19 protein-coding genes, 1 pseudogene and 1 riboswitch are annotated in these 24769 nt (G+C 54.0%); of the genes and pseudogenes, 4 read left to right on the top strand and 16 right to left on the bottom strand.

Annotation, left to right across the window (positions count from 1 at the left end; genetic code table 11):
* Positions 1–79: 79 nt before the first annotated feature.
* The 5 genes from KIH86_RS13475 to KIH86_RS13455 are packed head-to-tail and all read right to left on the bottom strand — an operon-like array spanning position 80 to position 6036.
* Positions 80–970 (bottom strand): ROK family protein, encoded by an 891-nt coding sequence (locus KIH86_RS13475; RefSeq protein WP_223085541.1) that lies wholly within the window; start codon positions 968–970, stop codon positions 80–82.
* 3 nt (positions 971–973) lie between these two features.
* The gene (locus KIH86_RS13470; protein WP_223085542.1) at positions 974–2470 is read right to left on the bottom strand and encodes a glycoside hydrolase family 32 protein; all 1497 of its coding nucleotides are present in this window, start codon (positions 2468–2470) and stop codon (positions 974–976) included.
* A gap of 24 nt (positions 2471–2494) precedes the next feature.
* Positions 2495–4111 (bottom strand): ABC transporter substrate-binding protein, encoded by a 1617-nt coding sequence (locus tag KIH86_RS13465; RefSeq protein ID WP_223085543.1) that lies wholly within the window; start codon positions 4109–4111, stop codon positions 2495–2497.
* A 56-nt stretch (positions 4112–4167) separates the two neighbouring features.
* Positions 4168–5049 (bottom strand): carbohydrate ABC transporter permease, encoded by an 882-nt coding sequence (locus KIH86_RS13460; RefSeq protein ID WP_223085544.1) that lies wholly within the window; start codon positions 5047–5049, stop codon positions 4168–4170.
* A gap of 18 nt (positions 5050–5067) precedes the next feature.
* Positions 5068–6036, bottom strand: a complete 969-nt coding sequence (locus tag KIH86_RS13455) for an ABC transporter permease (protein WP_052098258.1) — start codon at positions 6034–6036, stop codon at positions 5068–5070.
* Between the two features lie 344 nt (positions 6037–6380).
* Between KIH86_RS13455 and KIH86_RS13450 the strand changes: the two genes are divergently transcribed.
* Positions 6381–7424 carry a LacI family DNA-binding transcriptional regulator gene (locus KIH86_RS13450; protein ID WP_223085545.1) on the top strand — a complete coding sequence of 348 codons (1044 nt, stop codon included), beginning with the start codon at positions 6381–6383 and terminating at the stop codon, positions 7422–7424.
* Between the two features lie 205 nt (positions 7425–7629).
* On the opposite strand, the gene KIH86_RS13445 is transcribed toward KIH86_RS13450, so the two are convergent.
* The 8 genes and pseudogenes from KIH86_RS13445 to KIH86_RS13410 all read right to left on the bottom strand — a co-directional run bounded on the left by KIH86_RS13445 (position 7630) and on the right by KIH86_RS13410 (position 18515).
* A complete protein-coding gene (locus tag KIH86_RS13445; RefSeq protein WP_223085546.1) occupies positions 7630–8646 on the bottom strand; it encodes a D-isomer specific 2-hydroxyacid dehydrogenase family protein in 1017 nt (338 codons plus the stop codon).
* Entirely contained in the window at positions 8634–10511 is a 1878-nt protein-coding gene (locus tag KIH86_RS13440) for an ABC transporter ATP-binding protein (protein ID WP_223085547.1), read from the bottom strand. The genes KIH86_RS13445 and KIH86_RS13440 overlap by 13 nt, the downstream gene beginning before the upstream one ends.
* Positions 10492–12248 (bottom strand): annotated as a pseudogene (locus tag KIH86_RS13435) (ABC transporter ATP-binding protein). The gene KIH86_RS13440 and the pseudogene KIH86_RS13435 overlap by 20 nt, the downstream one beginning before the upstream one ends.
* Before the next feature lie 196 nt (positions 12249–12444).
* Positions 12445–13254 carry an ABC transporter permease gene (locus KIH86_RS13430; protein WP_223085548.1) on the bottom strand — a complete coding sequence of 270 codons (810 nt, stop codon included), beginning with the start codon at positions 13252–13254 and terminating at the stop codon, positions 12445–12447.
* Between the two features lie 5 nt (positions 13255–13259).
* Positions 13260–14069, bottom strand: coding sequence for an ABC transporter permease (locus tag KIH86_RS13425; protein ID WP_223085549.1), 810 nt, complete (start codon positions 14067–14069; stop codon positions 13260–13262).
* Complete coding sequence (locus KIH86_RS13420; protein WP_223085550.1) at positions 14044–15051, bottom strand: ABC transporter ATP-binding protein; 1008 nt, start codon at positions 15049–15051, stop codon at positions 14044–14046. The genes KIH86_RS13425 and KIH86_RS13420 overlap by 26 nt, the downstream gene beginning before the upstream one ends.
* Before the next feature lie 493 nt (positions 15052–15544).
* The gene (locus tag KIH86_RS13415) at positions 15545–17131 is read right to left on the bottom strand and encodes a methyl-accepting chemotaxis protein (protein ID WP_223085551.1); all 1587 of its coding nucleotides are present in this window, start codon (positions 17129–17131) and stop codon (positions 15545–15547) included.
* A 493-nt stretch (positions 17132–17624) separates the two neighbouring features.
* Complete coding sequence (locus KIH86_RS13410; RefSeq protein WP_223085552.1) at positions 17625–18515, bottom strand: DUF6612 family protein; 891 nt, start codon at positions 18513–18515, stop codon at positions 17625–17627.
* Between the two features lie 119 nt (positions 18516–18634).
* Positions 18635–18726: riboswitch (cyclic di-GMP riboswitch) on the bottom strand.
* 270 nt (positions 18727–18996) lie between these two features.
* Here KIH86_RS13410 and mscL point away from each other — a divergent pair.
* A complete protein-coding gene (mscL, locus tag KIH86_RS13405; RefSeq protein ID WP_223085553.1) occupies positions 18997–19386 on the top strand; it encodes a large conductance mechanosensitive channel protein MscL in 390 nt (129 codons plus the stop codon).
* 125 nt (positions 19387–19511) lie between these two features.
* Here mscL and KIH86_RS13400 read toward each other — a convergent pair whose 3' ends face one another.
* Positions 19512–20711, bottom strand: a complete 1200-nt coding sequence (locus tag KIH86_RS13400; RefSeq protein WP_223085554.1) for a GTP-binding protein — start codon at positions 20709–20711, stop codon at positions 19512–19514.
* A gap of 57 nt (positions 20712–20768) precedes the next feature.
* On the bottom strand, positions 20769–20918 hold the full coding sequence (gene rpmG, locus KIH86_RS13395) for a 50S ribosomal protein L33 (protein ID WP_223085555.1): 150 nt from the start codon (positions 20916–20918) through the stop codon (positions 20769–20771).
* A gap of 205 nt (positions 20919–21123) precedes the next feature.
* Between rpmG and KIH86_RS13390 the strand changes: the two genes are divergently transcribed.
* The gene (locus KIH86_RS13390) at positions 21124–21498 is read left to right on the top strand and encodes a hypothetical protein (protein WP_223085556.1); all 375 of its coding nucleotides are present in this window, start codon (positions 21124–21126) and stop codon (positions 21496–21498) included.
* A 147-nt stretch (positions 21499–21645) separates the two neighbouring features.
* Here the strand turns inward: KIH86_RS13390 and KIH86_RS13385 are convergent, their stop codons facing one another.
* Positions 21646–23322 (bottom strand): glycoside hydrolase family 13 protein, encoded by a 1677-nt coding sequence (locus KIH86_RS13385; RefSeq protein ID WP_223085557.1) that lies wholly within the window; start codon positions 23320–23322, stop codon positions 21646–21648.
* Between the two features lie 328 nt (positions 23323–23650).
* Between KIH86_RS13385 and KIH86_RS13380 the strand changes: the two genes are divergently transcribed.
* A complete protein-coding gene (locus KIH86_RS13380; protein WP_223085558.1) occupies positions 23651–24646 on the top strand; it encodes a LacI family DNA-binding transcriptional regulator in 996 nt (331 codons plus the stop codon).
* Positions 24647–24769 lie beyond the last annotated feature (123 nt).

Raw genomic sequence — 24769 nt, 5'->3', positions numbered from 1 at the left:
GAATGAATGATTTCCCGCACGGACAGAAAAAAGGCGGCCAGCAACTGCTTCCTGACCGGCCGCCCGCACCCGCCCTGATTCAAACGGACGAGGTTTGATTCTTCCACGCTTCTACTCCCAGAGCCAATGCTCCGCATAATCCCGCCTGCTGGCCGAGACCCGGAGGAACAATGTAGCTCCCGATATCATCCGTAATAACGCCGGACTGCACATACCCGTTCAGGTTCCGCCGCACACCCTCCCGGATGAGCGGGAACAGCTGGGACTGCTGCATGACGCCTCCGCCTAGAATGACCTTCTTCGGGGACAGCAGCAGAACGGCATTCGAAATCGACTGTGCGAGATAGAAGGACTCGATCTCCCATGCCGCATGGTTCTCCGGCAGCTCATGACCCTTCGCGCCCCATCTGGCCTCCAGGGCGGGGCCTGCCGCCATTCCCTCCAGGCAGTCTCCGTGATAAGGGCAAATACCGCCAAAATCGTCATCAGGATGGCGTCTGACCAAGGTATGCCCGCCTTCCGGATGCACCAGGCCATGAACCGTCCTGCCTTCCGAATACACGCCGATACCGATTCCGGTACCGACGGTATAATACAGGCAGCTGGACAGCCCCCGGGCGGCGCCCCATTTGGCTTCGCCCAGAGCAGCGGCGTTCACGTCGGTGTCCCAGCCGAACGGCACCGGGAACTCCCGCCGCAGAATGCCGAGCAGATCGTACTGCGCCCAGCCCGGCTTGGGCGTCGTCGTCACGAACCCGTAGGTCGGACTCTCCGGCGTAACATCAATCGGGCCGAACGATCCGATGCCGATGGCGTCCACGGACTTGTCTTTGAAATATTCAATGACCTTGGGCACGGTCTCATCCGGATGCCCGGTCGGGAAGCTGATCTTATCCTCAATGGTTCCATGCTCGTTCCCGATTCCGCAGACGAATTTCGTGCCCCCCGCCTCAACCGCTCCGATTCTCATGGTTTAACCCTCCGCTTTCTGGCCGCCGTTTGCCGCAGACTGCGGGTCCATCCAGTAAATCTCAAGCGAGAGGAAGGCCATCTCTTCATCCGCGAAGACATCGACACCGGTGGAATCAGGCTCCGGGAAGATCAGATCCGTGATGACGGCCTGCCCTCCCCCTGCGAACGCCTCAACCGAAGAGCGGTCCACGAAGATGCGAAGTTCCGTTGCCGTCTCGCCGCTGACTTCGAGCTTCGCCGTATGGCGCCCCAGGAAGTTCGGATGAATGGAATGTCTTCCCGATTCCTTCCGGTCCACATACAGCACTTGAGCTTCTCCGTCGATGCCGATCAGCGTCTCGGTATCCGCTCCCGCCCGAACCTTGAATCCGGCCGATGCTCCGGCGGCGATCTCCGCCTTGATTTCGAAGCTTTCCAGCCGAAGGCCGTCAAGCAGCTTGCGAAGCTTGCCGAGTGAAGCTCCTTTCAGGCTGTGAACCGGCTTGCGGACGGCTTCCAGCTCCCGGGCCGGCCGCTGCACGAGAACGGTCACGCCTGCTCTGGTCTCCAGTGCAAGCTCGCGCGGAATGGTCATCGCTCCCCGGAACCCTTCCGTCGGGGTCAAGCCCGCATACATCCAATTGCTCATCCAGCCGATGAACAGCCGTCTTCCGTCTTCCTCCGGCATATCGGACCAGCTTACGCCGGCGTAATTGTCGCGGCCGTAATCGAGCCAGCGCACAGTCCGGGAATCTTCGTCCGGCGTGAAGACGGCTCCGTCGAAATCCCCTGTAAAATACTGCGTTCTCGACCCTTCCGCCAGAGCGGGGTTCGCCCCGATGCTCACCAGCATTACCCATTTCATGTTGGATGCCTCACCGTCCACAGCCAGCGGGAACAGGTCGGGACATTCCCATACCCCGTCATGCGAACCGATGCCTTCACCGAACCGGCTTCCCGCGCTCCAGTGAATGAGATCGGGGGAATGGTAGATCTCTGCCGCCTGGCCGCAGGCGACGATCATAACCCAGCGGCTCGTTGCTGCATGCCAGAACACCTTGGGATCGCGGAAGTCGATGCCGTTCTCATGCTCCAGTACGGGGTTGCCCTCATACTTGATCCAGGTTCTCCCTTTGTCCAGGCTGTAGGCCAGACTCTGCCGCTCGATGTTGGGGGCGCCTTCCTTTCCGTCAAGATGATGGGTGAAGATGGCGACAAGTCCTGGCTCTCCGCCAAAAAATCCGGTCGTATCGTTCCAATCCACCACGGCGCTTCCCGAAAAAATCATGCCATACTCATCCGGAGCCAGTGCGATCGGCAGCTCCTCCCACGTTGCCAGGTCCCGACTGACCGCATGGCCCCAGTGCATGTCGCCCATTCCCATGCTGTTCGGATGGTGCTGGAAGAACAGATGGTATTCACCTTCAAAATAGACCAGCCCATTCGGGTCGTTCATCCACATCGCCTTGGGCGAGAAGTGGTAGGCGCTGCGGTAATCGGTTTTTACAATGGCGGACATATGGATCTCTCCTTAATCTCTGTCTTATTTTTGTGTCGCCCGGTCATAGCCGGTCTGCTTGATCTTCATCCATTCCTGCAGGCCGAGACGGTCCAGCTCCTTCAAGTAGCTGCTCCACTGCTCGTCGACCTTGCCGTTCTCATACCACTCCGAGCGCATCCGGAGCACATAGGCGAACAGGTCGGTCTCGATTGTGGTCAACCGGTCCAGCTCCTCGATCGAATTGAAGACGCTCGGCATGACGTTGTCCGCCTGCATATGCGGCGCCATGATGTTCTTGACGATGTCCATTCTCTCCTTGGCGTCGTCCGGAACGGTCGTGTATTTTCCGTAATAGGAGTCAAGTACGGCCAGCGGCCCGCCCAGACTCGTCTTCTCCCGCAGCTCGACAGGAGCGGCGCCGTTCAGCGGCAGATGCTTCAGCGTGTTCTTGGTCTCGTCGTATTCAAAAATGTTCTGCAGCGCCGTATCCCCATAAGTCCCCCAGTTGTCCTGCACGGACTGGATCGGATCATAGAGCTGGTCCACCCATTTCGCCGTCGCTTCAAGCTGTTTGTCGGCGCTTGTGATGACCATTTTACCGCGTCCGAGTCCAAGCGCATTGGTCCGGGTCACGTTAACCTGTCCGTCCGGTCCGGCGAGCGGAGGCATCACTTCATAATCATTGTTGTCTCCCGAGATGTTGGCCTTATCCCAGGTGAAGAACAGGCCGTACTTCTGGTCCTTGCCCTTGGCTACATATGTGCTCCAGTCCTGCGTGAAGGATTCGACATCGACAAGCCCGTCTTTGTACAGATCATGAATATAGGATACGGCGTTCTTGTAGCCTTCCTCGGCAGGCGTGAAGATGACCTTGCCGTCATTGCTGACCACCAGATGATCGGGATTCTCCCCGAGTCCGAAGGAGGCGAACAGGAAGGCCAGATCCTCCGCTCCCGGTTTGTTAATGAAGGACAGCGGAATTTCATCCGCCTGGCCGTTGCCGTTCGGGTCCTGCGTCTTGAAGGCGGTCAGCACCTTCTTCAGATCATCCGTCGTCTTCGGCATATCGAGACCCAGCTTCTTCAGCCAGGTCACATTGATCCACGGCATGCTGTCCACCGCCTGAATGCGTTCCTTGCCCTGTCCAAGCTCCTCAATCCACGGAAAAGCGTAAATATTGCCGTCCGGCGCGGTAATCATATTCTTGTAGTCCGGAGCTTCCTCCAGCACTTTTTTGAAATTCGGCATATATTTATCGATCAGATCGTTCAGCGGGATAATGGTGCCGTCCTTGGCGAGCTTCAGCAGCTCGTAGTCGGAATAGTCCGCGTTGAAGATCGCGTCCGGCAAGTCGCCGCCTGCGACCGCGAGGTTGCGCTTCTCGACGAACACATCCTTGGTGAAGTTCTTCCAGTTGATATGAACACCGGTCTTCTCTTCCAGGCGCTTCGCGATCAGCTTGTCGTTCGGATCGGCCGGAGCCAGCGGCGAGCTTTGAGTGATCATGTTCAGAGTGACCTTTCCGCTTGCGCTCGGGTCCGCTTCGGTTGACTTGCCGCTTTCCCCGCTGCCGCCGCAGGCGGACAGGAACAGAAGTGAAGCCAGCGCAGCTGCGGATGCCGCCTTAGTCGTTGCTTGTGAACGCGTGAATCTTCCCATGGTTATGACCTCCAAAATAGGATGAATACAAGACTCTTTCTATGTGCAGCCCGTTCCTATTTCAGGGAACCGAGCATAACACCTTTCTCAAAGTACTTCTGGAAGAACGGATACATGATGATGAGCGGCAGACTCGATACGACAATCGCAGCATATTTGATGATTTCGGACAGCCGCTTCATTTCCGCCATGGCGAGCTGGTCGCTGATCATGCCCGGATCGACCTGGTTCTGGATCAGGATGGAACGCAGCACGAGCTGAAGGGGATGCAGGTTCGGATTGTCCAGATAGATCATGGCGTCGAAATAGGAGTTCCACTGGCCGACAAAAGCGTATAGCGCAAGCACGAATATAATCGGTTTGGACAGCGGCAGCACAATGCCGAAGAAGATCCGCATTTCCGACGCCCCGTCCACATTGGCGGCTTCCTTTAGTTCATTGGGAACGCTCTTGAAGAATGTCCTGGACAAAATGATATTCCAGACGTTGATGCAACCGGGAATGATAACGGCCCAAATCGTATTGAGCATGCCCAGATTCTTCACCAGCAGGTAGGTCGGAACGAGCCCGCCGCCAAAGAACATCGTGATGATAAACAGGGTCATGAAGAGGCCTCTTCCTCTCAGCCGGTCGTCCGACAGCGCATAGCCTGCGCAGACCGAGACGCTGACGGTAAGGAGGGCGAAGCAGACCGAATACAAGACAGCGTTTCCAAATCCGCGAATCATGGCCGGATTGGTCAGGATTTTCTCATAGCCGTCTAGCGACCAGTCCTTGAGATGAAACGATAGACCCCGGCTGAGCAGCACCGACGGGTCCATGAAGGAAGCGATCACCACATAGACGAGCGGGATTACGACAAGCAGGACGGCCAGGGTCAGCAGGACGGCATTCAGCGTAAGCATGAAGCGGTCCATCCGGGTATGCTTGATGAACATGAGCGGTTGCTCCTTTCTCTAGTACAGGCCTTCGCCTTCATTCAGTTTCTTGACAATCGTGTTCACCACAACGAGCAAAATGACGTTGATCAGGGAGTTGAACAGCCCCACAGCAGCCGAGTAGGCGTAGTCGCCGGATTGCAGGCCGATTTTATACACATAGGTCGGGATGATTTCGGATGTCGGCAGGTTCGTCGCCGTCTGCAAGAGATAGGCCTTCTCGAATCCGATCGACATGATGCCTCCAGCTGCGAGAATGAAGACAATCGCCATAATGGGCTTGATTGTCGGCAGATCGATGTGCCGGATGCGCTGCAGCAGGTTGGCTCCATCCAGATTGGCCGCGTTATGCAGTTCTGGATCAACATTCGCGAGCGCCGCCACATAGATAATCGAAGCCCAGCCCGCTCCCGTCCAAATATCCGAAAGGATATAAATCCAGCGGAAGTACTCCGGCCGGGACAGGAACATCACCGGTTCGCCGGTTATCCAGGTCACAAGCTGGTTAATCGGGCCTGTAGGCGACAGGAAGATGAACAGCATGCCGACCACGACGACGACGGAAATGAAATTGGGCGCGTACAGGAACAATTGAATGTTCTTTTTGACGCCGGACCGCCGGACCTGATTCAGCATCAAGGCCAGCAGGATCGGAACGGGAAAGCTCAGGATCAGTCCGAACAGGCTGAGTTTAAGCGTATTCATAAATATCACTTCAAAGTTGGGTGAAGACAGGAACTTCTCGAAGTTATACAAGCCTACCCAATCGCTGCCGAGGATGCCCTTGACCGGGCTGAAATCCTTAAAGGCGATGATGGCGCCGTACATCGGCCCGTACTTGAATATAAGGGTCAGAATCAAAGCCGGCGACAGCAGCAGATACAAAAAATAGTGCTTTCGGACAAACTCCCATAAGGAGCTTTTCCGCCTCGTCACCGTCTTGCCGTGATTCGCTTCCAGAGTGTTTTGCAAAGCCTTAGCCTCCATTCTTCAACTGGTGTGAGGGCTTACAATTGGTCATTTTGCCCTTCCGCATTTACAATTTACCAAAGCATTCGGCATACGTCAATACATTTTGTAAATATATTTTTGTTCATTTGACAACTAAATTCTGCAAGATTGCGGTTACATTTTGTAAAAAGACCAAAAATGCAGATGAAATTTTGATTTTCACCTAATTTGTCGATCAATAATGTAAATGAAATTGTGCATTTGTAAAGTTTATGTTGCTATTTTGGAAAAACTAGTATACATTTAAGAAAGAATAAGCGGGATATTCCCTGCTGACAGCGAACACCAGAATTCGAATATATAGAGGTGACAGGATATACATGGCCAGGGATAAAGTGACCATACAAGATATCGCCGATGCACTGGGAATCTCCAGAAATACGGCCTCCAAAGCCTTGAACGGCACCGGGGGAATCCCCGAAGAAACCCGTAACAAAGTCATCAAGAAAGCAATTGAACTGAAATACAAGCAGTTCTCCCTGATGGAAAGCGAAAGCCTTCTGTCAGCCAAAACACCGAAGAATATCGCCCTGCTGACGGAGAATCTGCCCAACACCTCCCATTTCGGCTCCGCGCTTATCAGCGGCCTGGAGAAGCGGATCAGCGCGGAAGGCTATAATCTGTCCATTCATATCATCCGTGATATTGAAAAGAAAACGCTGTCGCTCCCCAATAACTTCGACGCGGCCGCTGTGGACGGCATTATCTGCATCGAGCTCTTCGATCTGGAGTACAGCAAGATGATCACCGGCCTTGAGATTCCGGCCATCTTCATCGACTGCTCGGCATTTGTCTGCTACCCGGACTTTCAGGCCGACGTCCTGCTCATGGAGAACGAGCACAGTACTTACCAGCTTACCAAACGGCTGATTGACGGCGGTTACAAGACCTTCGGCTTCATCGGGGACCGCAATCACTGCCGCAGCTTCCAGGAACGCTGGGTCGGCTTCAATCGCGCCCTGAGCGAAGCCGGCATTCAGCTTGATCCTTCGCAGAGCGTGCTGGACGATGACGGGCTGTTCTTCTCAAGCCCCGGCTGGGCCGATCACAAGCTCAAGGAAATGGCCGAGCTTCCCTCCGCTTTCATCTGCGCCAACGATTTTATCGCCGTCAGCTTCATGACCGCGCTCAAGAATCTGAATTTGTCGATACCGAAGGATATCGTCGTCTGCGGCTTCGACAACGCGCCGGAGTCGCGAATTATCGAGCCGAAGCTGACGACCGTGCACATCTACAGCAATGAAATGGGCGTGTCGGCCGCCGAAATGCTGCTGTCCCGCATCGATCATCCGGACCAGCCCTATCAGGTCTCGCATATTTACACGAAGCCTGTCATTCGGGAATCCACGCCGCAGATCGGGTAAGTGAGTACAGAATTATAAAGCTCACCGGTTCTCCGCAAGGTTAACACCTGCGTCCTCTTTGGCGTTAAGCCGAAGCCTATGCATTCTTATATTTCCAGGCAAAAAATCCCGATCGGTCCGGCAAGCCGGATGATCGGGATTTTCAGCATTCATATCTTTCATATCCATATTCGTCAGAGCATTTGCCGCCTGTCTTGTCTACAGTCTACACGACCCGCCAGGGATTCTCCGCGCCTTCCGCCTCCAATACGCAGCTCTTCAGCGAAGCGTATACCATATCCTGTACCGATTGGTTCGTATAAAAGGCCATATGGGGCGTCACGATCACATTCGGATAGCTGCGGAGAACAGCCAGATCGCGGTGGCCCAGCACGCTGGATTTCAGGTCATGGTAGTAGAGGGAAGTCTCATCCTCAATGACGTCCAGCGCCGCCGCCCCGATCTGTCCGCTTTCGATCCCATCCATTAGCGCTTTTGTATCGATCAGCGCGCCACGGGCGGTATTAACGAGGATAACCCCTCTTTTCATCTTCGGGATCGTATCGGCATTGATCATATGGTAATTGCTCTCATCGACCGGCGCATGGAGCGTGATCAGGTCGGATTCCCGTAGCAGCTCCTCCAACGGGACATACGTGGCGTACCTCTTCACTTCCTCCGATTCCGAGAGTGAATAGGCCAGCAGCGGATTGCCGAATCCCGACAGATGGCGGATGACCGTCTGCCCGATCCGGCCGGTGCCGATAACGCCGATCGTCATGCGGGCGAAATCCCGGCCCTGAATCCCATCCAGCGAGAAGTCCTGAATATGGGCCCGTTCCATAATCCGCTTCATCTGCCGCGACGCCATCAGCATCAGCATGATCGTATAATCGGCCACGCCCTCGGGAGCGTACGTCGCATTGCTGACCCGGATTCCCAGTTCCCGGGCGGCCTTCAGGTCAATATGATCGAAGCCGACTGTTCGAGTTGAGATCATCGTCACGTTCAAGCGATGCAGCTCGCCGATCAGCGCAGCGTCCATAGGCGTCGTGATGATCGAGACGCAGGAGCACCCCTTGGCGAGATGGATCGTAGAGAGGGTCGGGGCCTCCCGGCAAATGACAAGCTCTATCCCCAGTTCCCTGGCAATCTCCTGAAAATGCCTGGCTTCGTCGAACTCCCTGTAATTAAAGACGCATATCTTGAGCTTCCTGGCTTCCACAGCATTCATCTCCTCCATGAATTGGGCTCTCCGCCCGCTGCCGCCTGAGTCTCTGCACTTCCCTGCCGCGAATGGCGCACCAGCTCGGCGTAATATCCGCCGAGCGCCATCAGCGACGCGTGATCACCCTCCTCGGCGATCACGCCGTCCCGCATAACGAGAATGCGGGAGGCATGCTGGACGGTGGACAGCCGATGGGCGATCACCAGCGTTGTCCGCCCCTCCGAGACTACGTCGAGGGCCCGCTGGATGAGCCGTTCCGTATGGGAATCCAGATGGGCCGTCGCTTCATCGAGGATGAGTATCTTCGGCTGCATGACCAGAATGCGGGCGAAGGAGATTAGCTGGCGTTCACCGGCCGACAGCCCGCTGCCCTTATCGGAGAGCCGGGTATCGTAGCCGCCGCGGAGGCGCTCAATTCTGGAATGAGCGCCAACCCGCCGGCAGGCCCGGATGACCTCCTCCCGGCTCACCTCCTCGCGGAACATCCGCACATTGTCGACAATGGTTCCGGAGTAGAGGTAAGGTTCCTGCTGCACGAGTCCGACGATCCGGTGCAGCTTCTCCTGCGGCAGCAGGCGGATATCCGCACCGTCAATCCGGATGCTGCCTTCGTTCACATCATAGAAGCGGGTCAGCAGGTTGACGAGCGAGCTTTTGCCCGCTCCCGTCGTGCCGACAATCCCGATGAACTCGCCCGGCCGGATATGCAGGTCAAGGCCGTGCAGCACCTCCTGTCCCTTCGTATAGGAGAAGGAGATATTGTTGAAATCGACCTGTCCCTGGATGCTCCCTTTGGTCAGGGACACGGATTGGGACGGCTCGGGATCTTGCACCTCCGACTCCATGGCGAAGATCCGCTGCAGCCGGTCCACCGAGACGAGCGTGGACTGCAGCGTGTTCCACTGCTGGGTAATCTGGTTGATCGGCTGGAAGAACTGCCGGATGTAGCTGATGAAGGCGTACAGCACGCCGAACTCCACTCTGCCTTTCAGCACTGCAATACCGCCAATCCAGACGACGAAGGCGACGGACAGATTGCCCAGAATATCGAACGAGCGGTTGAACAGCACCGAGCCGCGCACCTCTCTGAGATTGGCCGCCAGGTAGCCGCCATTATACTCCGTGAACCTCCGGGTCTGCTCCTTCTCCTGATGGAACGCCTGAATGAGACTCATGCCGGAGAGATTCTCCGCCGTAAATGCGATCAGGCGGGACAGACGGGAGCGGCTCTCCTGGTAGGTCCTGCGCAGATACGCCCGGAAGGCGATGGCTATCGCGGCGATCAGCGGAAGCAGCAGCAGACAGTACAGCGCAAGCCGGGCATCCAGGGCGAACATGAATCCGATAATGAGGACCAGTGACATGGTGTCCCGGATCAGACTGAGCAGCACCTGGGTGAAGAACTGGTTGATCGTCTCCGTATCGCTCGACTCGTTCGTAACGAGGCTGCCGCTGGCGTTCCGATCGAAGAAGGACATCGACTGATCCGTAATATGCCGGAACAGGTCCCCCCGCAGCCGGGCGACGATCGTCTGCCCGGTGCGCTGCAGCAGGTTCGCCTGCAAATAGGCGAACAGCACGCTCACCGCCGCCAGCAGCAGATAGGCTGCGGCGAGCAGAAGCAGGGTGCGGAGGCCGTGCCGGCCGAATAGCACCCGCTCGTCAATCGCGAACTTCATCAGCAGCGGCTGAAGAAGATCCGCCGAGATCGCGAAGAGGGAGCAGCCCGCGACTCCCAGCAGGCTTGCACGCTCGGGCTTCGCATAGGAGAGCAGAATGCCGAGCGCCTGGCTTCTCTCCGAACGTGTACCTGCCGCACCGGACCGGCGCGAAGGATCAGGGGCGTTCTTCCCGGATTCCTTAAGACGGGTCTGAGCCATTGCGGTCTCCTCCCTCCTGGATGGCAAGAAGCTCGGCGTAGCGCCCTCCGGCGGCAAGCAGCGATTCATGATTCCCGCTTTCGACAATACGTCCTTCTTCCAGAACGATAATCCGGTCGGCATGGCGGACGGCGCTGATGCGGTGGGCGACCACAATCGTGGTCTTCCCCTTCCGCACCTTCCGCAGATTGGCCAGAATCCGCGTCTCCGTCACCGCATCGACCGCGCTGACGCTGTCGTCTGCAGCAGAACCGGCGCATCCTTAATGAGGCCACGGGCAAGCGCGGTGCGCTGGCGCTGACCGCCGGACAGCGTCAGCCCCCGTTCTCCCAATTTCGTCTCATACCGACCCGGAAACTCAGATATACTTCCGTGAATCTCCGCCAGCCGGGAAGCTTCCTCCACTTCGTCCAGATCCATGGCCCGGTCCGAGAATGCAATATTATCCCGGATCGTCGTACTGAACAGGAAGCCGTCCTGCGGGACATAGGCGACTTTCGTGCGCAGGCTGCGCAGGGACAGCCCGCGAATATCGCTGCCGCCGATAAAGACCGTTCCGTACGGCGGGTCGTATACCCGAAGCAGCAGCTTGATAAGCGTCGTCTTGCCACTCCCCGTCCGGCCGATAATGCCCAGCGTTTCGCCCGCCTTCAGCGAGAACGTCAAGCCTTCCAGAGAAGGCTTCGCCGCTTCCGGATACGTAAAAGTCAAATTCCGGATTTCGATTTCCGGCGTTCGGCCGTCCAACATCCGAGGATGCTCGGCCTCCCGGATGTCCGGCAGGGTTCCCAGCAGCCGGTTAAGCCGGTCCAGCGACGCTCTGGAGCGCTGCATGAAGTTGATCACGTTGCCGATCAGCTGCAGCGGGTTCATGATCATGCGCAGGTACAGCGTCAGCGCAACAAAGCTTCCGAGCGTAAGCTCTCCCCGGGTGACCAGATAGCCCCCGAAGCCGATGGACAGCGCCAGTGAAGCCGCGCCCGTAAAAGGCAGCAGCGCCTGGAACAGCGATGACATCCGCACCAGGGACAATTGATTCTCCCGGATTGTCTCCACCGTACTTCCGAAGCGCGCTCTCGCCACATCCTCGGCGGCGAAGGTCTTCGTCACCTTGATCCCTTCGAACTGCTCCTCCGCGGATTCCGTCATTGCGGCCAGCGCCTCCTGCACCTTGCCCGAGCGCTCCCGGATGCGGGGACCGAGACAGACGACCAGCACGGGAATTGCCAGCAGTGGAAGCAGGCAGACAAAGATGAGCAGCGGCGGAATCCCGCTTATGCTCATCATCACGATAACGGAGATCAGCAGCACCGAGGCATTGGTCATCTGGTTGAGTCCATTGGCGATGGATTCCCTTACAGTCGTGACGTCATTCATAAAATAGCTCAGCAGCTTCCCTGTCCCGTTCCGGGAGTAAAAAGACTCGCTTAAAGTGGTAAAATGGCGGAACAGCAGCTGCCGGGTCTGATACTCAAACTGCCTTCCAAGTCGGTGATTGATATACTGCCCGAGTCCGAAGCAGCCTCCGTAGACGACCGCGATTAAGGCAAGGGCCAGGCTGTACGTAAGAATGGCCTCCCGGCTCAGCCCGCCCCGCTCCAGACTGTCCGTAAAACGGCCCAGCACCCTCGGGAAGTTAGCGTAAGTGACATTGGCGGCCGCCAAGAAGATAACGGCCGTAAGATACATAGGCAGATGACTCCTGATCTGGCCGGCAAGCAATGATCGTCCTTCCAATAATGCTCCCCTCCCTTTCCGTTCCTTCATCATACGGCAAAAGAAATGTCCGTTCAAACATGAATTCAGACGAAAAAGCCTTGGAGCCGCCTCCTTGCATGCCTCGCCAGTTCGCTCATCCGACGGCATACGCCGGTATAATCAGCCGGCGCCAGGTCGGCCATCTGCCAGCATAATCATCCGGCAGCAGGTCAGCCTAGCTGCTGGCGCTGCTGTATCGCTTCAGGCAGAAGACCCAGGCCTTCCGCGTTAACGCGAACAGAAGAACCGGCACGATGAACCCCCACACGGCATAGGCGCCGCTCAGCCTTTCCAGGAGAGCCATCGCCGGAAAGTTTGTTATGACAAAGATGGGCAGGAGGAAAATGCCCGCACGCTGAATCCATTTGTTATAGATGAGCATGGGCATATTATTGAAATCCCACAGCTTATCCGCGATCTCGATTACGGACTGCGTCTTGACAATGAAGAAGGTTAGAAGCTGCGGGAGCAGAAACAGCGCGTACATCAGCAGCGTACCGCTTGCAATCAGCAGCAAATACAGAGCCAGAGCCGATGGGGTAACCTCCAGCGCCATTCGATGCTTCGCTGTCAATACCATGGCTGAGCCGACCAGCAGATTCGGAATCGGATAAGCGAAATTGACGCGTCTTAAGGTTGCCATGAACTGCACGGACACCGGCTTGGTAAGGAACATATCCAGCGACCCGCTGCGCACATGCTCCGACAACTGAAAGAAATTTTCCATGAAGAACATCGTATAGATCGCCGTCATCAGCATGTACGTTCCAATGAACAGCAGGACCTGATCCGGAGACAGCCCGTTAATATCGACGCCGGCCCCATAGATCACGATAACATACAACAGCTTGGCTATGGAGAACGCGCTCTCTGTCAGGATGCCGATGACAAAATTCAATCGATACTCCATCTGGGCGATCAGACAATTTTTAATAAACAATCCGAATATCTGAAGATGCTTGATGATCTCTTTCATTGCATTCATGCCCATCATCCTCCGATCCCCACATACCGGTTGAGCCCGTGCCGCCAGCAGCTGACCGCCAGCAGGATCACGATTACCGTCCATACCGCCTGCCAGCCGAGACCTGCAAGCACCTCATGCAGAGACAGCTTGCCGTTCAGAACATTGATCGGGAAATAGATCGTATACCGAAACGGCAGCCAGCCGAAGACGCGGTTCGCCGTAGGGCCGAACACATCAAGCGGGAACACGCCGCCGCTCAGAATATTGGACAGCACATTAAAGCCGAGAAACACCGCCCACACCTCCGTGATCCAGAAGGCCAGCAGGCTGAGCAGATAAAAGATCATCCCGTTCAGAATGATGCCCATCAGAACCGAAGGTATAAACAGCAGGGCCGATCCCCCGGTCAGCGGCAGCTCTCCGAACAGTGCGACTCCGCCGAGCGCCGCCGTGACGATTATCCCGAAGAACAGAAGCTGCACCGTTTTACCGCCATAAAAGCTGCTGACCCGGTATCCGAAATAGCTGACCGGCTGCACAATGAATTTGCTGAGTCCTCCATTTTTGATATCTGCGGCAATTTCATATTCGAAGCCTCCGGACACCACCTTGCCGACTGCCAGCGCCATCAGAGTATAGACGATCATTTGATCATAGGTGTACCCGTAGACCTGCTGTGAATCCGACGCTGCAAAAATCGCTTTCCATAGAAACACCTGAATGAGCAGCGGAAATATTTGTCCGACCATGCTGAGCCAGAAATCGGCACGGTACTCCATGGCGTTCTGAATGCCCAGAACATAGCATCTAACATACTTGCCCGTCGGCTTCATGCACCTCACCGTCCTTCCTGTAAAGCTCCGCCAGGCTTTCCTCTACCGGCAAATCCTCAATATTGAAGTCCTGCACGGCCAGGTGACCCAGCATAGCCTGAAGGCTCTCGCGGACATTCTGCTTGGGCACTTCCAGCACGGCCCGGCCGGGCTCAGACTCAACAACACGCCCGTACCTGCTTAGTTCCTCTCTTCCTATTTCATGCTCGAATTGAACCCGAATCCGCTTGCGCTCCCCGACCTGCATATTAAGCCGCGATAAATCGCCATCATACACCAAAGAACCCCTATTGATGATAATGGAACGCTTACATAAGTCTTCGATATCGTTCATATAGTGGCTGGTCAGGATAATCGTAGTCTTCGTCTGTCTGCTGTAGGTTTTAATGAAGGAACGGATATTTTTCTGCGAGATTAGATCAAGCCCGATCGTCGGTTCATCCAGGAACATGATCTTCGGTTTATGAATCAGCGCCGCAATCAGCTCAATCTTCATCCGCTCTCCCAGTGACAGACGCCGGACCTGTACATTAAGGAGCGGCTTCACCTGAAGCAGCTCGGACAGCTCATCCAGCGTACTGCGATAATTCGCATCGTCCAGTTCATAAATTTTCTTGTTCAGCAGTAGCGATTCGCTGGCGGGCAAATCCCACCACAGCTGGCTTTTTTGACCCATAACGATCGAAAAATTCAGTTTAAACGCTTTTTTTCTCTCCCACGGTATAAACCCGTTCACCTGCGCGGTACCCGCAGTCGGAACCAGGATGCCAGAGAGCATCTTCAGCGTCGTTGTCTTGCCGGCTCCGTTGGGACCCAGAAACCCGACAACCTCTCCTTCCTCGATTTCAAAAGAAATGTCCTCTACCGAGCGGCGCACCAGCTTTTTCCGAAACAGCAGATTTTGGACCGAACTCCGGAGTCCCGCTTCCTTCTCATAGTATTCAAAATGCTTGGTTAGTCCTTTCACAACAATGGCCGGCATGACCCTTCCCCCCATAGCGTTTATTGACGGCATTTGCTCCAGAGTGGAGCGAAGCCATCCCAGGCCTGAAACGCGCTGCGGTGCCGGTTGTCAATCAAGCCTCTGCGATTCAGACATATATGACGCATATAATGATACGTACATTGTAACTCCCCTTAAATCCTTAATAAATATAAGATAAAGTATAATCCATATAAGAATATGGAATTCATATTGCCGCTGAGAACAGATAAAAACTGTCCCGATTGACGGAACAGTCTGTTATCTTCTATATCGTTGACGAAAGCGTGCATAGCGATCCATAGAGCCCTGCCATTATTTAAGGGCTTACTGCCCCGCAAGCTTAAATCCGTATTCCACAAATATATCGCCGGCACTCTTGGCGAACAAGAACTCATCAACAATGAGGAATTTGCGACAATCCGTGCATCCAATTTCATCCTGCCACTCATCCCTCGGATTACGCAGATATGGGCCATCGGCCATCTTCAGGTCAAATTTTAAAAGTGGATACCGAAGACTGCAGCTCACCGGCGAGATGAGCCAGCGACTGGGAAGTGGCCGCCATCTCCTGGCTGCTTGCCGCAGCCTCCTCCGTGGCTGATGAAATATTTTCCACCGCCGACAATACGGTTGTAGTCTGGGCCGCCTGCTCCTCACTCGCTGCAGCGATTTCCATAACCTTCTGTCCGTTATCATTGACAAAGGATACGATGCGCTGGAAGGATTCCGCGGTACGTTCGGACAGGTCCGCGCTTTCCTGCACCGAGCTCACACTGGACCGTGTATTCTCCTGCATGCCTTTGATGATTTTGGTAATCTGCTTGGTCGCCTCGCCGCTGCGCTCCGCCAGCTTGCGAACCTCATCGGCCACCACTGCAAATCCGCGGCCCTGTTCTCCCGCACGGGCGGCCTCAATTGCCGCGTTGAGCGCGAGCAGATTGGTCTGTTCCGCAATATCCTCAATCACCTCGATAATTTCGCCGATCTTCTGCGAATCATCTTCAAGACGAGTCATTTGCTGGCTTACGACCTGCATGCTGGAGTTGGACAACTGAATAATGCCGTTGCCTTCTTCGGCGGCCTTGGCCGCTTGAACCGACAGCTCCGAAGCAACCTCGGTATTTTGAGCGACGGAATGAACGGCGGTGGATAATTCGCCGAACAGTTCGCTGATCATTCTGGCCTCTCTCGCCTGGCTGTCATTGCCGTGGGCGATTTCTTCGGCACTTGCGGATATTTGCTGCGACGACGCCGCAAGGCTCTGGGAATGCGCAAGAATATTTCCAACCATCCCGCGAAGATTGTGGACCATGGCATTCATACCCGTAGCCAGCTGTCCGACCTCATCCTTCGAGTCAATATCCAATGTGCTGCGCAAATCTCCATTCCCTACGTCGTTCACCAGCTTGGTCACCTTGGATAAGGGCTTGGATATGATCCGGGAGATGAAATACCCCATGCCGATAGAAATCATAACGGCCGCAATAATAACGATAATCGTAATATTTCTGGACGAAAAAAACAGGTCATTGCCCGCTCGCTTCGTATGTTCGCCCTCTGCTACCGAGTTATCGATCAGCTCATTGAGGAGCAGGCGGACCTCATCCCCCACTGTGGAGATCTCATTATCGATCAGGCTCTTCATCTCTGCATTTCGCCCATCTTGGCGAAGCTTCATGGCTTGATCATACAGCCTGATGACTTCCGCCCATTTCTCGTCAAAAGGCTCGAGAATTTTTTGTGACTCCGCACTCATTTTGGTTTTTCTGAATTCCGCTATACTGCTCTCCACCGTTTTCGATTCGTCCTGATAGGTGGTTATTGCATTATCGAGACTCTCCTTGGTATCCGCGATGTAAGCAGCGCGGATGTTCACTCTCATCCGGGTATAGCTAACCTGCGCCGTCAAAGCCGATTTAACGGGAATCAGACCGTTGTCATACATGCCGCTAAGCGAATTGTTCATTTTACTCAAATTGCTGATGCCATAAAGTCCCACAAAACCCAAAATAGCCGATACAATTAAAAACGAAGTAATCAGTTTGACGCTGGTCCTCATATTCATAATCCATCTCATCACAATCACTCCCATGTTATGATTCTGTCCCAGTGTTTACGTTTGGATTGCTCTGATTTCGAATGCTGCCGATATTACGGCAGAGCCGCTCGCGATGCCCAAAATCAGTGAATACATATTCCTCTCCCTACTGCTCTTTAATATCGGGGAGGAGCTTGTACAGACGATTATTATGTAATTCCTTCATCCCCCTTCGTTCGCTTGTATATGCTTTCACTTACGACTTTTGGTCCATCTTCAGGCTCTGATTCATGTGCGACTTAAGAAATGAAGATGTCTTATCTTATAATTCGACAATACTAGATAAATAATGAAGATTTCACCATGAAATTGCATATTTATGAATAATAATAGTTATTTCATCCTACTTCATTATTCTGGAAGTGATGATTCTCCGATACCAGCCGCTCATGCGGGCAGAAGTGAAAAAAGAGCGCTGCTCGTTCGAACAGCGCTCAATCTTTTTTCCAATATGAAATTGTCTGAACTTCTTCTATTCCAGTTCGGATGGCTTGACAATCGTTGCGACCTTGTTATGAGCGGAATATTTGGCGTCAATCTTGGTTGTGTATACATCCTTCTCGCCATCTTCCACCAGGGTATAATTCAAATCGACCGTCAGCCTCTCCGTTTGCCAGGTTTTGCTGTTGGCGTATAGTTTCCAGGTTACACTTTTCGGTTGAATCACTGCCCCCTCATAGAGGTTCTCCCGATCATAGAGCGAAATGACGGCTTTAGCCGCTTTCGCATCGGTCAGCGTAAATTGAAGGATCGTCTGTGTCCCGGCTGTGGAGACCTTCATGGATTTCTTATAGGCCTTGACCGAATCAAGCACGGAAGCGGGGTCAAATTGGCCCTTGGTGTAAAGCGAATACCAATCTTCCTGGTCCAGCCCGACCCAGTACTGGGAATCGGGATCAATCTCATCAGCGCTATTTACCGCTTCCCCATTTGCCGAATCTCCGTAAACATCGCCGCTTGCGGTATCCTCGTCATATTCGTCGATAAGGTCGCTGCCGTCGACTACCTTGTAGTATTCCTTGTCGTTGGCGTACAGTTCAAAGTCCGTCCCGAGAAACCCGATATTCACGGAGCCTGCGGCGGCGAAGCTTGGAAGACGGTTGATATCAAGGTTCAGCGTGTTGGTATTGCCTATGCGCATGCTGCCGATCTGAAGGTCCTGTTTCTTCGTTGAACTCAAATGAAAATTCTTCAGTGTCTTCGATGTTGTCGCCAACTTAGCGAGCATTTGATCCGCTGTGATGACTTTGTTGTTAGCGGCGGCGGATACCGTAACAGGATGAGAAGTCCATCCGATCGAACCTGAAACCAATACTGCGCCTGCGATCAAAAATTTCCCCAGTGTTCTCCAATTGTTCCTCATGCATTGTCCCCTTTCGAATCCTTGCGGTAAAACGGCGCCGTAATAGAGCGAAATCACAAAAAAACTCCAAATAGACTTGTGTCCATTGGAGTTATCTTTCTAACCCTATCGGTTACCCCTATGGCGGCCTGGCGATCATGGCCCTCCGATGGATGGCTTTAGACCCATAGCTTTGTGTCATCATCTTTCGATGATTTTACCTTTAACGCGGATATTCGGTTCATTTGATTATTTGCAGGACGATTGTCCTTTCCTTGAAATTTAACATGATCCTTATTTCCTGTAAATGCTTAATTGCTATACTTCCTGAGAGGCTTCTGCCCGGTGACAGCCGGCTAGCTGTGCTGAGGTACAGCCGAAGCTTCGGCTTCAAGATAAGGGACGTGAATTTAGTCATTGATGAACCCTGAAACCCTCCCTATTTCTTCGTCTAAATGTTACAATCAAGGTCACAATCGAATTATAAGGAGAGAAGACGTTCATGTGGAAAGAGTTTAAGGCATTCGCATTCAAGGGAAATGTGCTGGATCTGGCTATCGGTGTCGTTATAGGGGCAGCGTTCGGCAAAATCGTCAGCTCCATTGTACAGGACCTGATCACCCCTCTGATCGGCATCTTGTTCGGCGGACTGGATTTTAAAGGCTTGTCTCTCAAATATGGCAAGTCCGCCATTACATACGGTAATTTTATCCAGTCGGTCATCGACTTCCTGCTGATTTCTGCTTCCATCTTTCTGTTCGTCAAGCTGCTCAGCAAATTCCAGAAATCCAGCCCCAAGGAAGAGCCGGCTCCTCCCGCTCCGAGCAAAGAGGAAGTGCTGCTGACGGAAATCCGCGATCTGCTTAAAGCGCAGAGCCGCGAGAAGGCATAAGAATCTACAGCAACACGTAACCGCTGACGAACGACGAAACAGCGGCTGCCGGACAAGCCATGATGTCCTTGCAGCCGCTGTTTCTTATTCATGTATTTAACGTCTATTCATTCGCCTGCAAGGTTCTACGCGAACGACTCATCCTCCACCGGCCAGGGAAGAGGATTGCTGAACCGGCTCCAGTCCTGCGTCATCTCCTCTTCAGTCAGCAGGCAGCGGTTCAGTCCAGCTTCGATGTCTTCGCGGTTCATGTCGATCCCGATCAGGACGATTTCCGTCATCCGGTCTCCCCATCTCTCATCCCAGCGTTCTCTCGCCTCCGGCTCGTTCGCCAGTATCTCCTGCTGCTGTTCCTCCGGCAGGGAAGCAAGCCAGTAGCCGGCCGGCCCGAACTGGATCGAAGGCCCGGCCTGACCGATCGTCGCCGCGAAATCGCCGCGCGCCGCCAGCCATACCAGGCCTTTGGCGCGGACGACCTGCTCCGGCCAATTGCCGAGCAAAGAGCCGAGCCGCTCCGGATGAAAGGGAATTCGGCTCCGGTACACGAAGGAAGCTATGCCGTATTCCTCGGTCTCCGGCGTATGCTCCTCCTTGTTCAGCTCCGCAATCCATCCCGAGGACATGCTTGTCCGTTCAAAGTCGAACCGGCCCGTGTTCAGAATTTCTCCCGGGTCTACGGCTCCATTGATGGACCGTATAATGTTGGCGGAAGGCTGAAGCTTGCGCAGAATCCCTTCCAGCTTGCGCAGTTCTCCCTCTTCAACAAGGTCGCATTTGTTGAGCACCAGAACGTCGCAGGTTTCAATCTGGTCGATCAGCAGGTCGACGATATCCCGGTAATCTTCCTCTCCGGCCGCCTGTTCGCGGTCCAGAAGACTCTCGCCCGAGGCAAAATCATGCCAGAAACGGTGCGCGTCCACAACCGTCACCATCGTGTCGAGCCGGACCAGCGACGTTAAATCGATGTCCTGTCCAGGGCTCTCATATGTAAAGGTCTGGGCCACCGGAACCGGTTCGCTGATTCCCGAGGATTCGATCAGAATATAGTCGAAACGTCCCTCCGAAGCCAGCTTGTACACCTCGCGCAGCAGATCGTCCCGCAGCGTGCAGCAGATGCAGCCATTGGTCATCTGGACCAGCTTCTCCTCGGTCCGTGACAAGGTATTCTCGGACTCCACCAGCCGGGCATCCACATTGATCTCGCTCATGTCATTCACGATAACAGCCACTCTCAGTCCTTCCTTGTTGTGAAGGATATGATTCAGCAGCGTCGTCTTTCCCGAGCCCAAATACCCGCTCAGTACAGTGACCGGAATTCGTTTCATCTTTTGTCTCCTTATATATCGTTTGATATCCGTTCCTCCAGCAACTATCCCGCCGAATTAGCGTGTCTCGCGGTGCAGGGTATGTCTCTTCAGTCTCGGGCAGTACTTGCGCATTTCCAGGCGTCCGGGATGGGTCTTCTTGTTCTTGGTTGTCGTGTAATTGCGGTCTCCTGTCTCGGTGCAGGCCAGCATTACGGTAACTCTCATGATGAGATGAACCTCCTTATTCGTAATTATTACGATTTATTTTTATATCGTAACGATTTCGATTAACAATGTCAAGGCTAGGGATAACTGAGCACAACACAAAACCAGCCTCTTTTCCTTAGAAGATGGAAGAAAGACTGGTCAGGATCATGGTATGATTTATTTTGTGATAGGGGCATTGATTGGATTGAGAAGAGGTTGCAGAATGACGAGAAAATGGGTTCTTACGCTAGGGATAGGCATTGTTGCTGTCGTTTCGCTGATTGGGGTCATTTACAGGTTGAACTATAACAATATAATAAGTCCGAACTCGATTATGATTTCGCAATGCAAGGTATCGGATGAAATCATCGCAGTAAAGGGGGGATTTTCGGATAGTGCGAATAAATTTACAGGATATAAAGCCGCTTATGACAATAATACGCTGTACTTAAAAATAACAGGGAGTATTTTGCCTCTTCCGAAGTCTACCGGGGATTTTAACATTTCGATTAAAAATGATTACGGCAATATTCAAAGCATATATTTGCAGGGCTCCGGTCCCTCCCAAAATATACGGATTTGGTCCAGCCAACAATAAAACCCCGGGCAGTATTGAGCCGTCTCCAGAGACTTTCAGCGGGATACAGTTCAAAACTTCCGGGGTCAGCCATAATATACATGTAAACTAATTCAAGCCATCCCCCTAAGGAGGATGTTGCGCATACCCGCAAACGTGGTTCTCTTATCAGACCTGTGATGCCAAACGGTACACGCGCGCCTCGTACGGACGTAGATGAAGAGTGCGGATGCTGCCGCCCTCAGGCGCTTCATAGTTGGCAAGCTGCAGCTCCGCTGACGCATAGCGAATTCCCTTCGGCAGATGGAACAATGCTTCATCCGGCGACAGATTCGTTATGATCAGCCAATGCTCATCCTCCAGCGTCCGGGTGTAGGCGTAGATCTGCTTGTGCGTCGGCAGAATGAGATCGTACATGCCATAGATCAGAACCGGATGGGTCTTGCGGAGCTCGATCAGCTTCCGGTAATAATGGTAGATGGAATCGGGGTTGCTCTTCTCCGCCTCCACATTGATTTCCTTGTAGTTCGGATTCACCTTCATCCAGGGAGTGCCTGTCGTGAACCCGGCCTGCTCACTGTCATTCCACTGCACCGGCGTCCGCGAGTTATCGCGTCCATTCTTCCAGATGACCGGTATCAGCTCCTCGTGAGACTTGCCTTCCTCCCGCTCCAGTCTGTACCAGGTCTTCATATGAACGTCATCGTAGTCGTCAATGGATTCAAACCGCACATTCGTCATGCCGATTTCCTGTCCCTGATAAATGAACGGCGTTCCCTGCATGAGAAAATACATCGTCGCCAGCGCCTTCGCCGACTGGACCCGGAGCGGGCCGTCGCTGCCGTAGGTCGAGACCGAACGGGGCTTGTCGTGATTCTCCATGAACAGCGCGTTCCAGCCGCTGCCCTCCAGCTTCTTCTGCCACTCGCTCAGCACCTTCTTGAAGGTCAGGAGGTCTAAGCCCGCATCCATGCTCTTGTTCCACAGCTCCATGTGGTTGAACTGGAACACCATGTTGAACTTGCCTCTCTCCTTGTCCACCCACAGATCGGCTTCATCCGCCTTCACGCCGCTGGCCTCACCAACCGTCATAATATCGTATTTATCGAAGGTCTCCCGCTTCAGTTCATCTAGAAAATCATGAATACCCTCGCGGTTCATATGCCCATCGAATGATCGGGCGTAGCGCAGGCCTGCCGGATTCGGCATATCCGGGAAGCCCGCCAGCTTCTTGATATGGGAAATCGCGTCGATCCGGAACCCGTCAATGCCTTTATCCAGCCACCAGTTGACCATGTCGTACAGCTCGGCGCGAACATCGGGATTCTCCCAGTTCAGATCGGGCTGTCTCTTCGAGAAGACATGCATGAAATACTGCTCCGTCACCATGTCATATTCCCAAATCGATCCGCCGAAGATGCTGTCCCAGTTGTTCGGCTCTGCCCCGTCCTTCGGGTCCTCCCAAATATAATAATCCCGCTTCGGATTGTCCCGGCTTGAACGGGATTCGATAAACCACGGATGCTCATCCGAGGTATGATTGATAACCAAATCCATAATCAGCTTCATTTCCCGGCCATGGACCTGCTTCAGCAGCTCGTCAAAATCGGCCATTGTGCCGAACTCTTCCATAATGTCCTTGTAATCCGAAATATCGTAGCCGTTATCGTCATTCGGGGATTTGTAGATCGGACAGATCCAGATGACGTCGATCCCAAGCTCCTTCAAGTAATCCAGCTTGTCGATAACGCCCCGCAGATCGCCGATTCCATCTCCGTTGCCGTCCATAAAACTGCGGGGATAGATCTGATACGCCACCGCTTCTTTCCACCATACTCTGTCCAAATCCGTCAGCTCCTCCAGCTCTCTATACAGGAAAATATTTTCCCTAAATGGAGTATAAAGCATCATATTTTCCCCGGTCAAGTATAATTGGCAAACATTCAGCCTCATGTTATGATGAGTTTACTGGTAAAGCGGCAACATCCCTGCGGAATTACAGAAATCCCTTTACTGCAGCTGTAATTTATTGGGTCCTAAGCAGTTGTACGACAACATTTCTTCTACTGATCATATGGAAAAAAGGCAGCAATAAACGATGCAGCATCGCTTATGTCGGGAAAATATTTTCCTGAAATGAGCTATTCTATTGGGTTCGGAGTTGTGTTTCATTATGAAAGTAACGATTCACGATATCGCCAAAATGGCCGGGGTGTCGATTTCGACCGTCTCCCGCGTCATCAACAACAGCAAGCCCGTCAAAGACGAAGTCCGGGCCAGGGTTATGGAAGCGATGGAACAGACGGGATACCGGATGAGTCTCTCCTCTTCCGAAGGGTCCAAAGCCGAGGCGGCACTGCTCGGTGTGATCGCTCCGCAATTCAGCAACACCGTGCTGAATGATCTGATCGGAGGCATCGGCTCCGTCTCGCGGTTATACGGCTACGAGCTGCTGATCGGCCTGACGGACGGCTCGGTTGAGAGCGAGCTGCATTATCTGAAGCGATTCGGGGAGATTCGGGCGGAGGGCGTCATCTTCGTCGGCTCTCCTCTGGAGGAGCGGCATCTGGAAGCCATACAATCATCGGGCATGTCCTGCACGGTGATCGGCCAAATCTCCAAGGTCCCCTCCATACCTTCCGTTCATGTGGACAATGTGACCGCCTCTTATGAAGCTGTGACCTACCTCATTCAACAGGGGCATACCGCCATCGGTATGATCCGCGGCTTCGGCGAGTCAGGGATCGGCAGCGACCGTTACGATGGCTTCAGACAGGCGATGACCGATGCGGGTCTGCCGGTCCGCAATGACTGGGTTGTGGAGAGCGACCTGTCCGTGGACGATGGCAGGAACGCCATGCGGACCATCGCCGGGAGCGGTGAGCTGCCAAGCGCCATCTTCTGTTCGACGGACTGGATGGCCATCGGCGCGATGAATTACGCGATGGACCACGGCCTGCGGATACCGGAGGACCTCGCCGTATTCGGCTTTGACGGCAGCTATCTGTCGTCCGTCGTCCGGCCGAGGTTATCTACGGTCGAATACTCCGCCGCGGAAATCGGCATGACGTCAGCACGCAACCTGATCAAGCTTATCAAGGGGACGGCGGATATTCCCCAGCACTCCAATGTCACCCACTTCCTCTCGATTCGCGAGAGCACGAACTAAACAGCGGAAGCGCCCCAGCCCCCGGATTCGAGGCATAATGCCCCGAATCCGGGGGCTTTGTGTCGTTATCCCCGTCCAACAGCGTAGGCTTCCCCCGTCTAAGGTCGAGAATGCAAAACCGTC

The sequence above is a fragment of the Paenibacillus sinensis genome (assembly GCF_019904155.1).
Lineage (GTDB): Bacteria > Bacillota > Bacilli > Paenibacillales > Paenibacillaceae > Paenibacillus_AQ > Paenibacillus_AQ sinensis.
This window is presented reverse-complemented; position numbering and strand designations above follow the sequence as displayed.

Coding starts and splice junctions, on each gene's coding strand:
- KIH86_RS13410 (WP_223085552.1), bottom strand. CDS start 18,515: ATGAGGAACAATTGGAGAACACTGGGGAAATTTTTGATCGCAGGCGCA.
- KIH86_RS13430 (WP_223085548.1), bottom strand. CDS start 13,254: ATGAATGCAATGAAAGAGATCATCAAGCATCTTCAGATATTCGGATTG.
- KIH86_RS13460 (WP_223085544.1), bottom strand. CDS start 5,049: ATGTTCATCAAGCATACCCGGATGGACCGCTTCATGCTTACGCTGAAT.
- KIH86_RS13425 (WP_223085549.1), bottom strand. CDS start 14,069: ATGAAGCCGACGGGCAAGTATGTTAGATGCTATGTTCTGGGCATTCAG.
- KIH86_RS13470 (WP_223085542.1), bottom strand. CDS start 2,470: ATGTCCGCCATTGTAAAAACCGATTACCGCAGCGCCTACCACTTCTCG.
- KIH86_RS13420 (WP_223085550.1), bottom strand. CDS start 15,051: ATGCCGGCCATTGTTGTGAAAGGACTAACCAAGCATTTTGAATACTAT.
- rpmG (WP_223085555.1), bottom strand. CDS start 20,918: ATGAGAGTTACCGTAATGCTGGCCTGCACCGAGACAGGAGACCGCAAT.
- mscL (WP_223085553.1), top strand. CDS start 18,997: ATGTGGAAAGAGTTTAAGGCATTCGCATTCAAGGGAAATGTGCTGGAT.
- KIH86_RS13390 (WP_223085556.1), top strand. CDS start 21,124: ATGACGAGAAAATGGGTTCTTACGCTAGGGATAGGCATTGTTGCTGTC.
- KIH86_RS13455 (WP_052098258.1), bottom strand. CDS start 6,036: ATGGAGGCTAAGGCTTTGCAAAACACTCTGGAAGCGAATCACGGCAAG.
- KIH86_RS13465 (WP_223085543.1), bottom strand. CDS start 4,111: ATGGGAAGATTCACGCGTTCACAAGCAACGACTAAGGCGGCATCCGCA.
- KIH86_RS13450 (WP_223085545.1), top strand. CDS start 6,381: ATGGCCAGGGATAAAGTGACCATACAAGATATCGCCGATGCACTGGGA.
- KIH86_RS13380 (WP_223085558.1), top strand. CDS start 23,651: ATGAAAGTAACGATTCACGATATCGCCAAAATGGCCGGGGTGTCGATT.
- KIH86_RS13440 (WP_223085547.1), bottom strand. CDS start 10,511: ATGGCTCAGACCCGTCTTAAGGAATCCGGGAAGAACGCCCCTGATCCT.
- KIH86_RS13415 (WP_223085551.1), bottom strand. CDS start 17,131: ATGAGATGGATTATGAATATGAGGACCAGCGTCAAACTGATTACTTCG.
- KIH86_RS13475 (WP_223085541.1), bottom strand. CDS start 970: ATGAGAATCGGAGCGGTTGAGGCGGGGGGCACGAAATTCGTCTGCGGA.
- KIH86_RS13400 (WP_223085554.1), bottom strand. CDS start 20,711: ATGAAACGAATTCCGGTCACTGTACTGAGCGGGTATTTGGGCTCGGGA.
- KIH86_RS13445 (WP_223085546.1), bottom strand. CDS start 8,646: ATGGAGGAGATGAATGCTGTGGAAGCCAGGAAGCTCAAGATATGCGTC.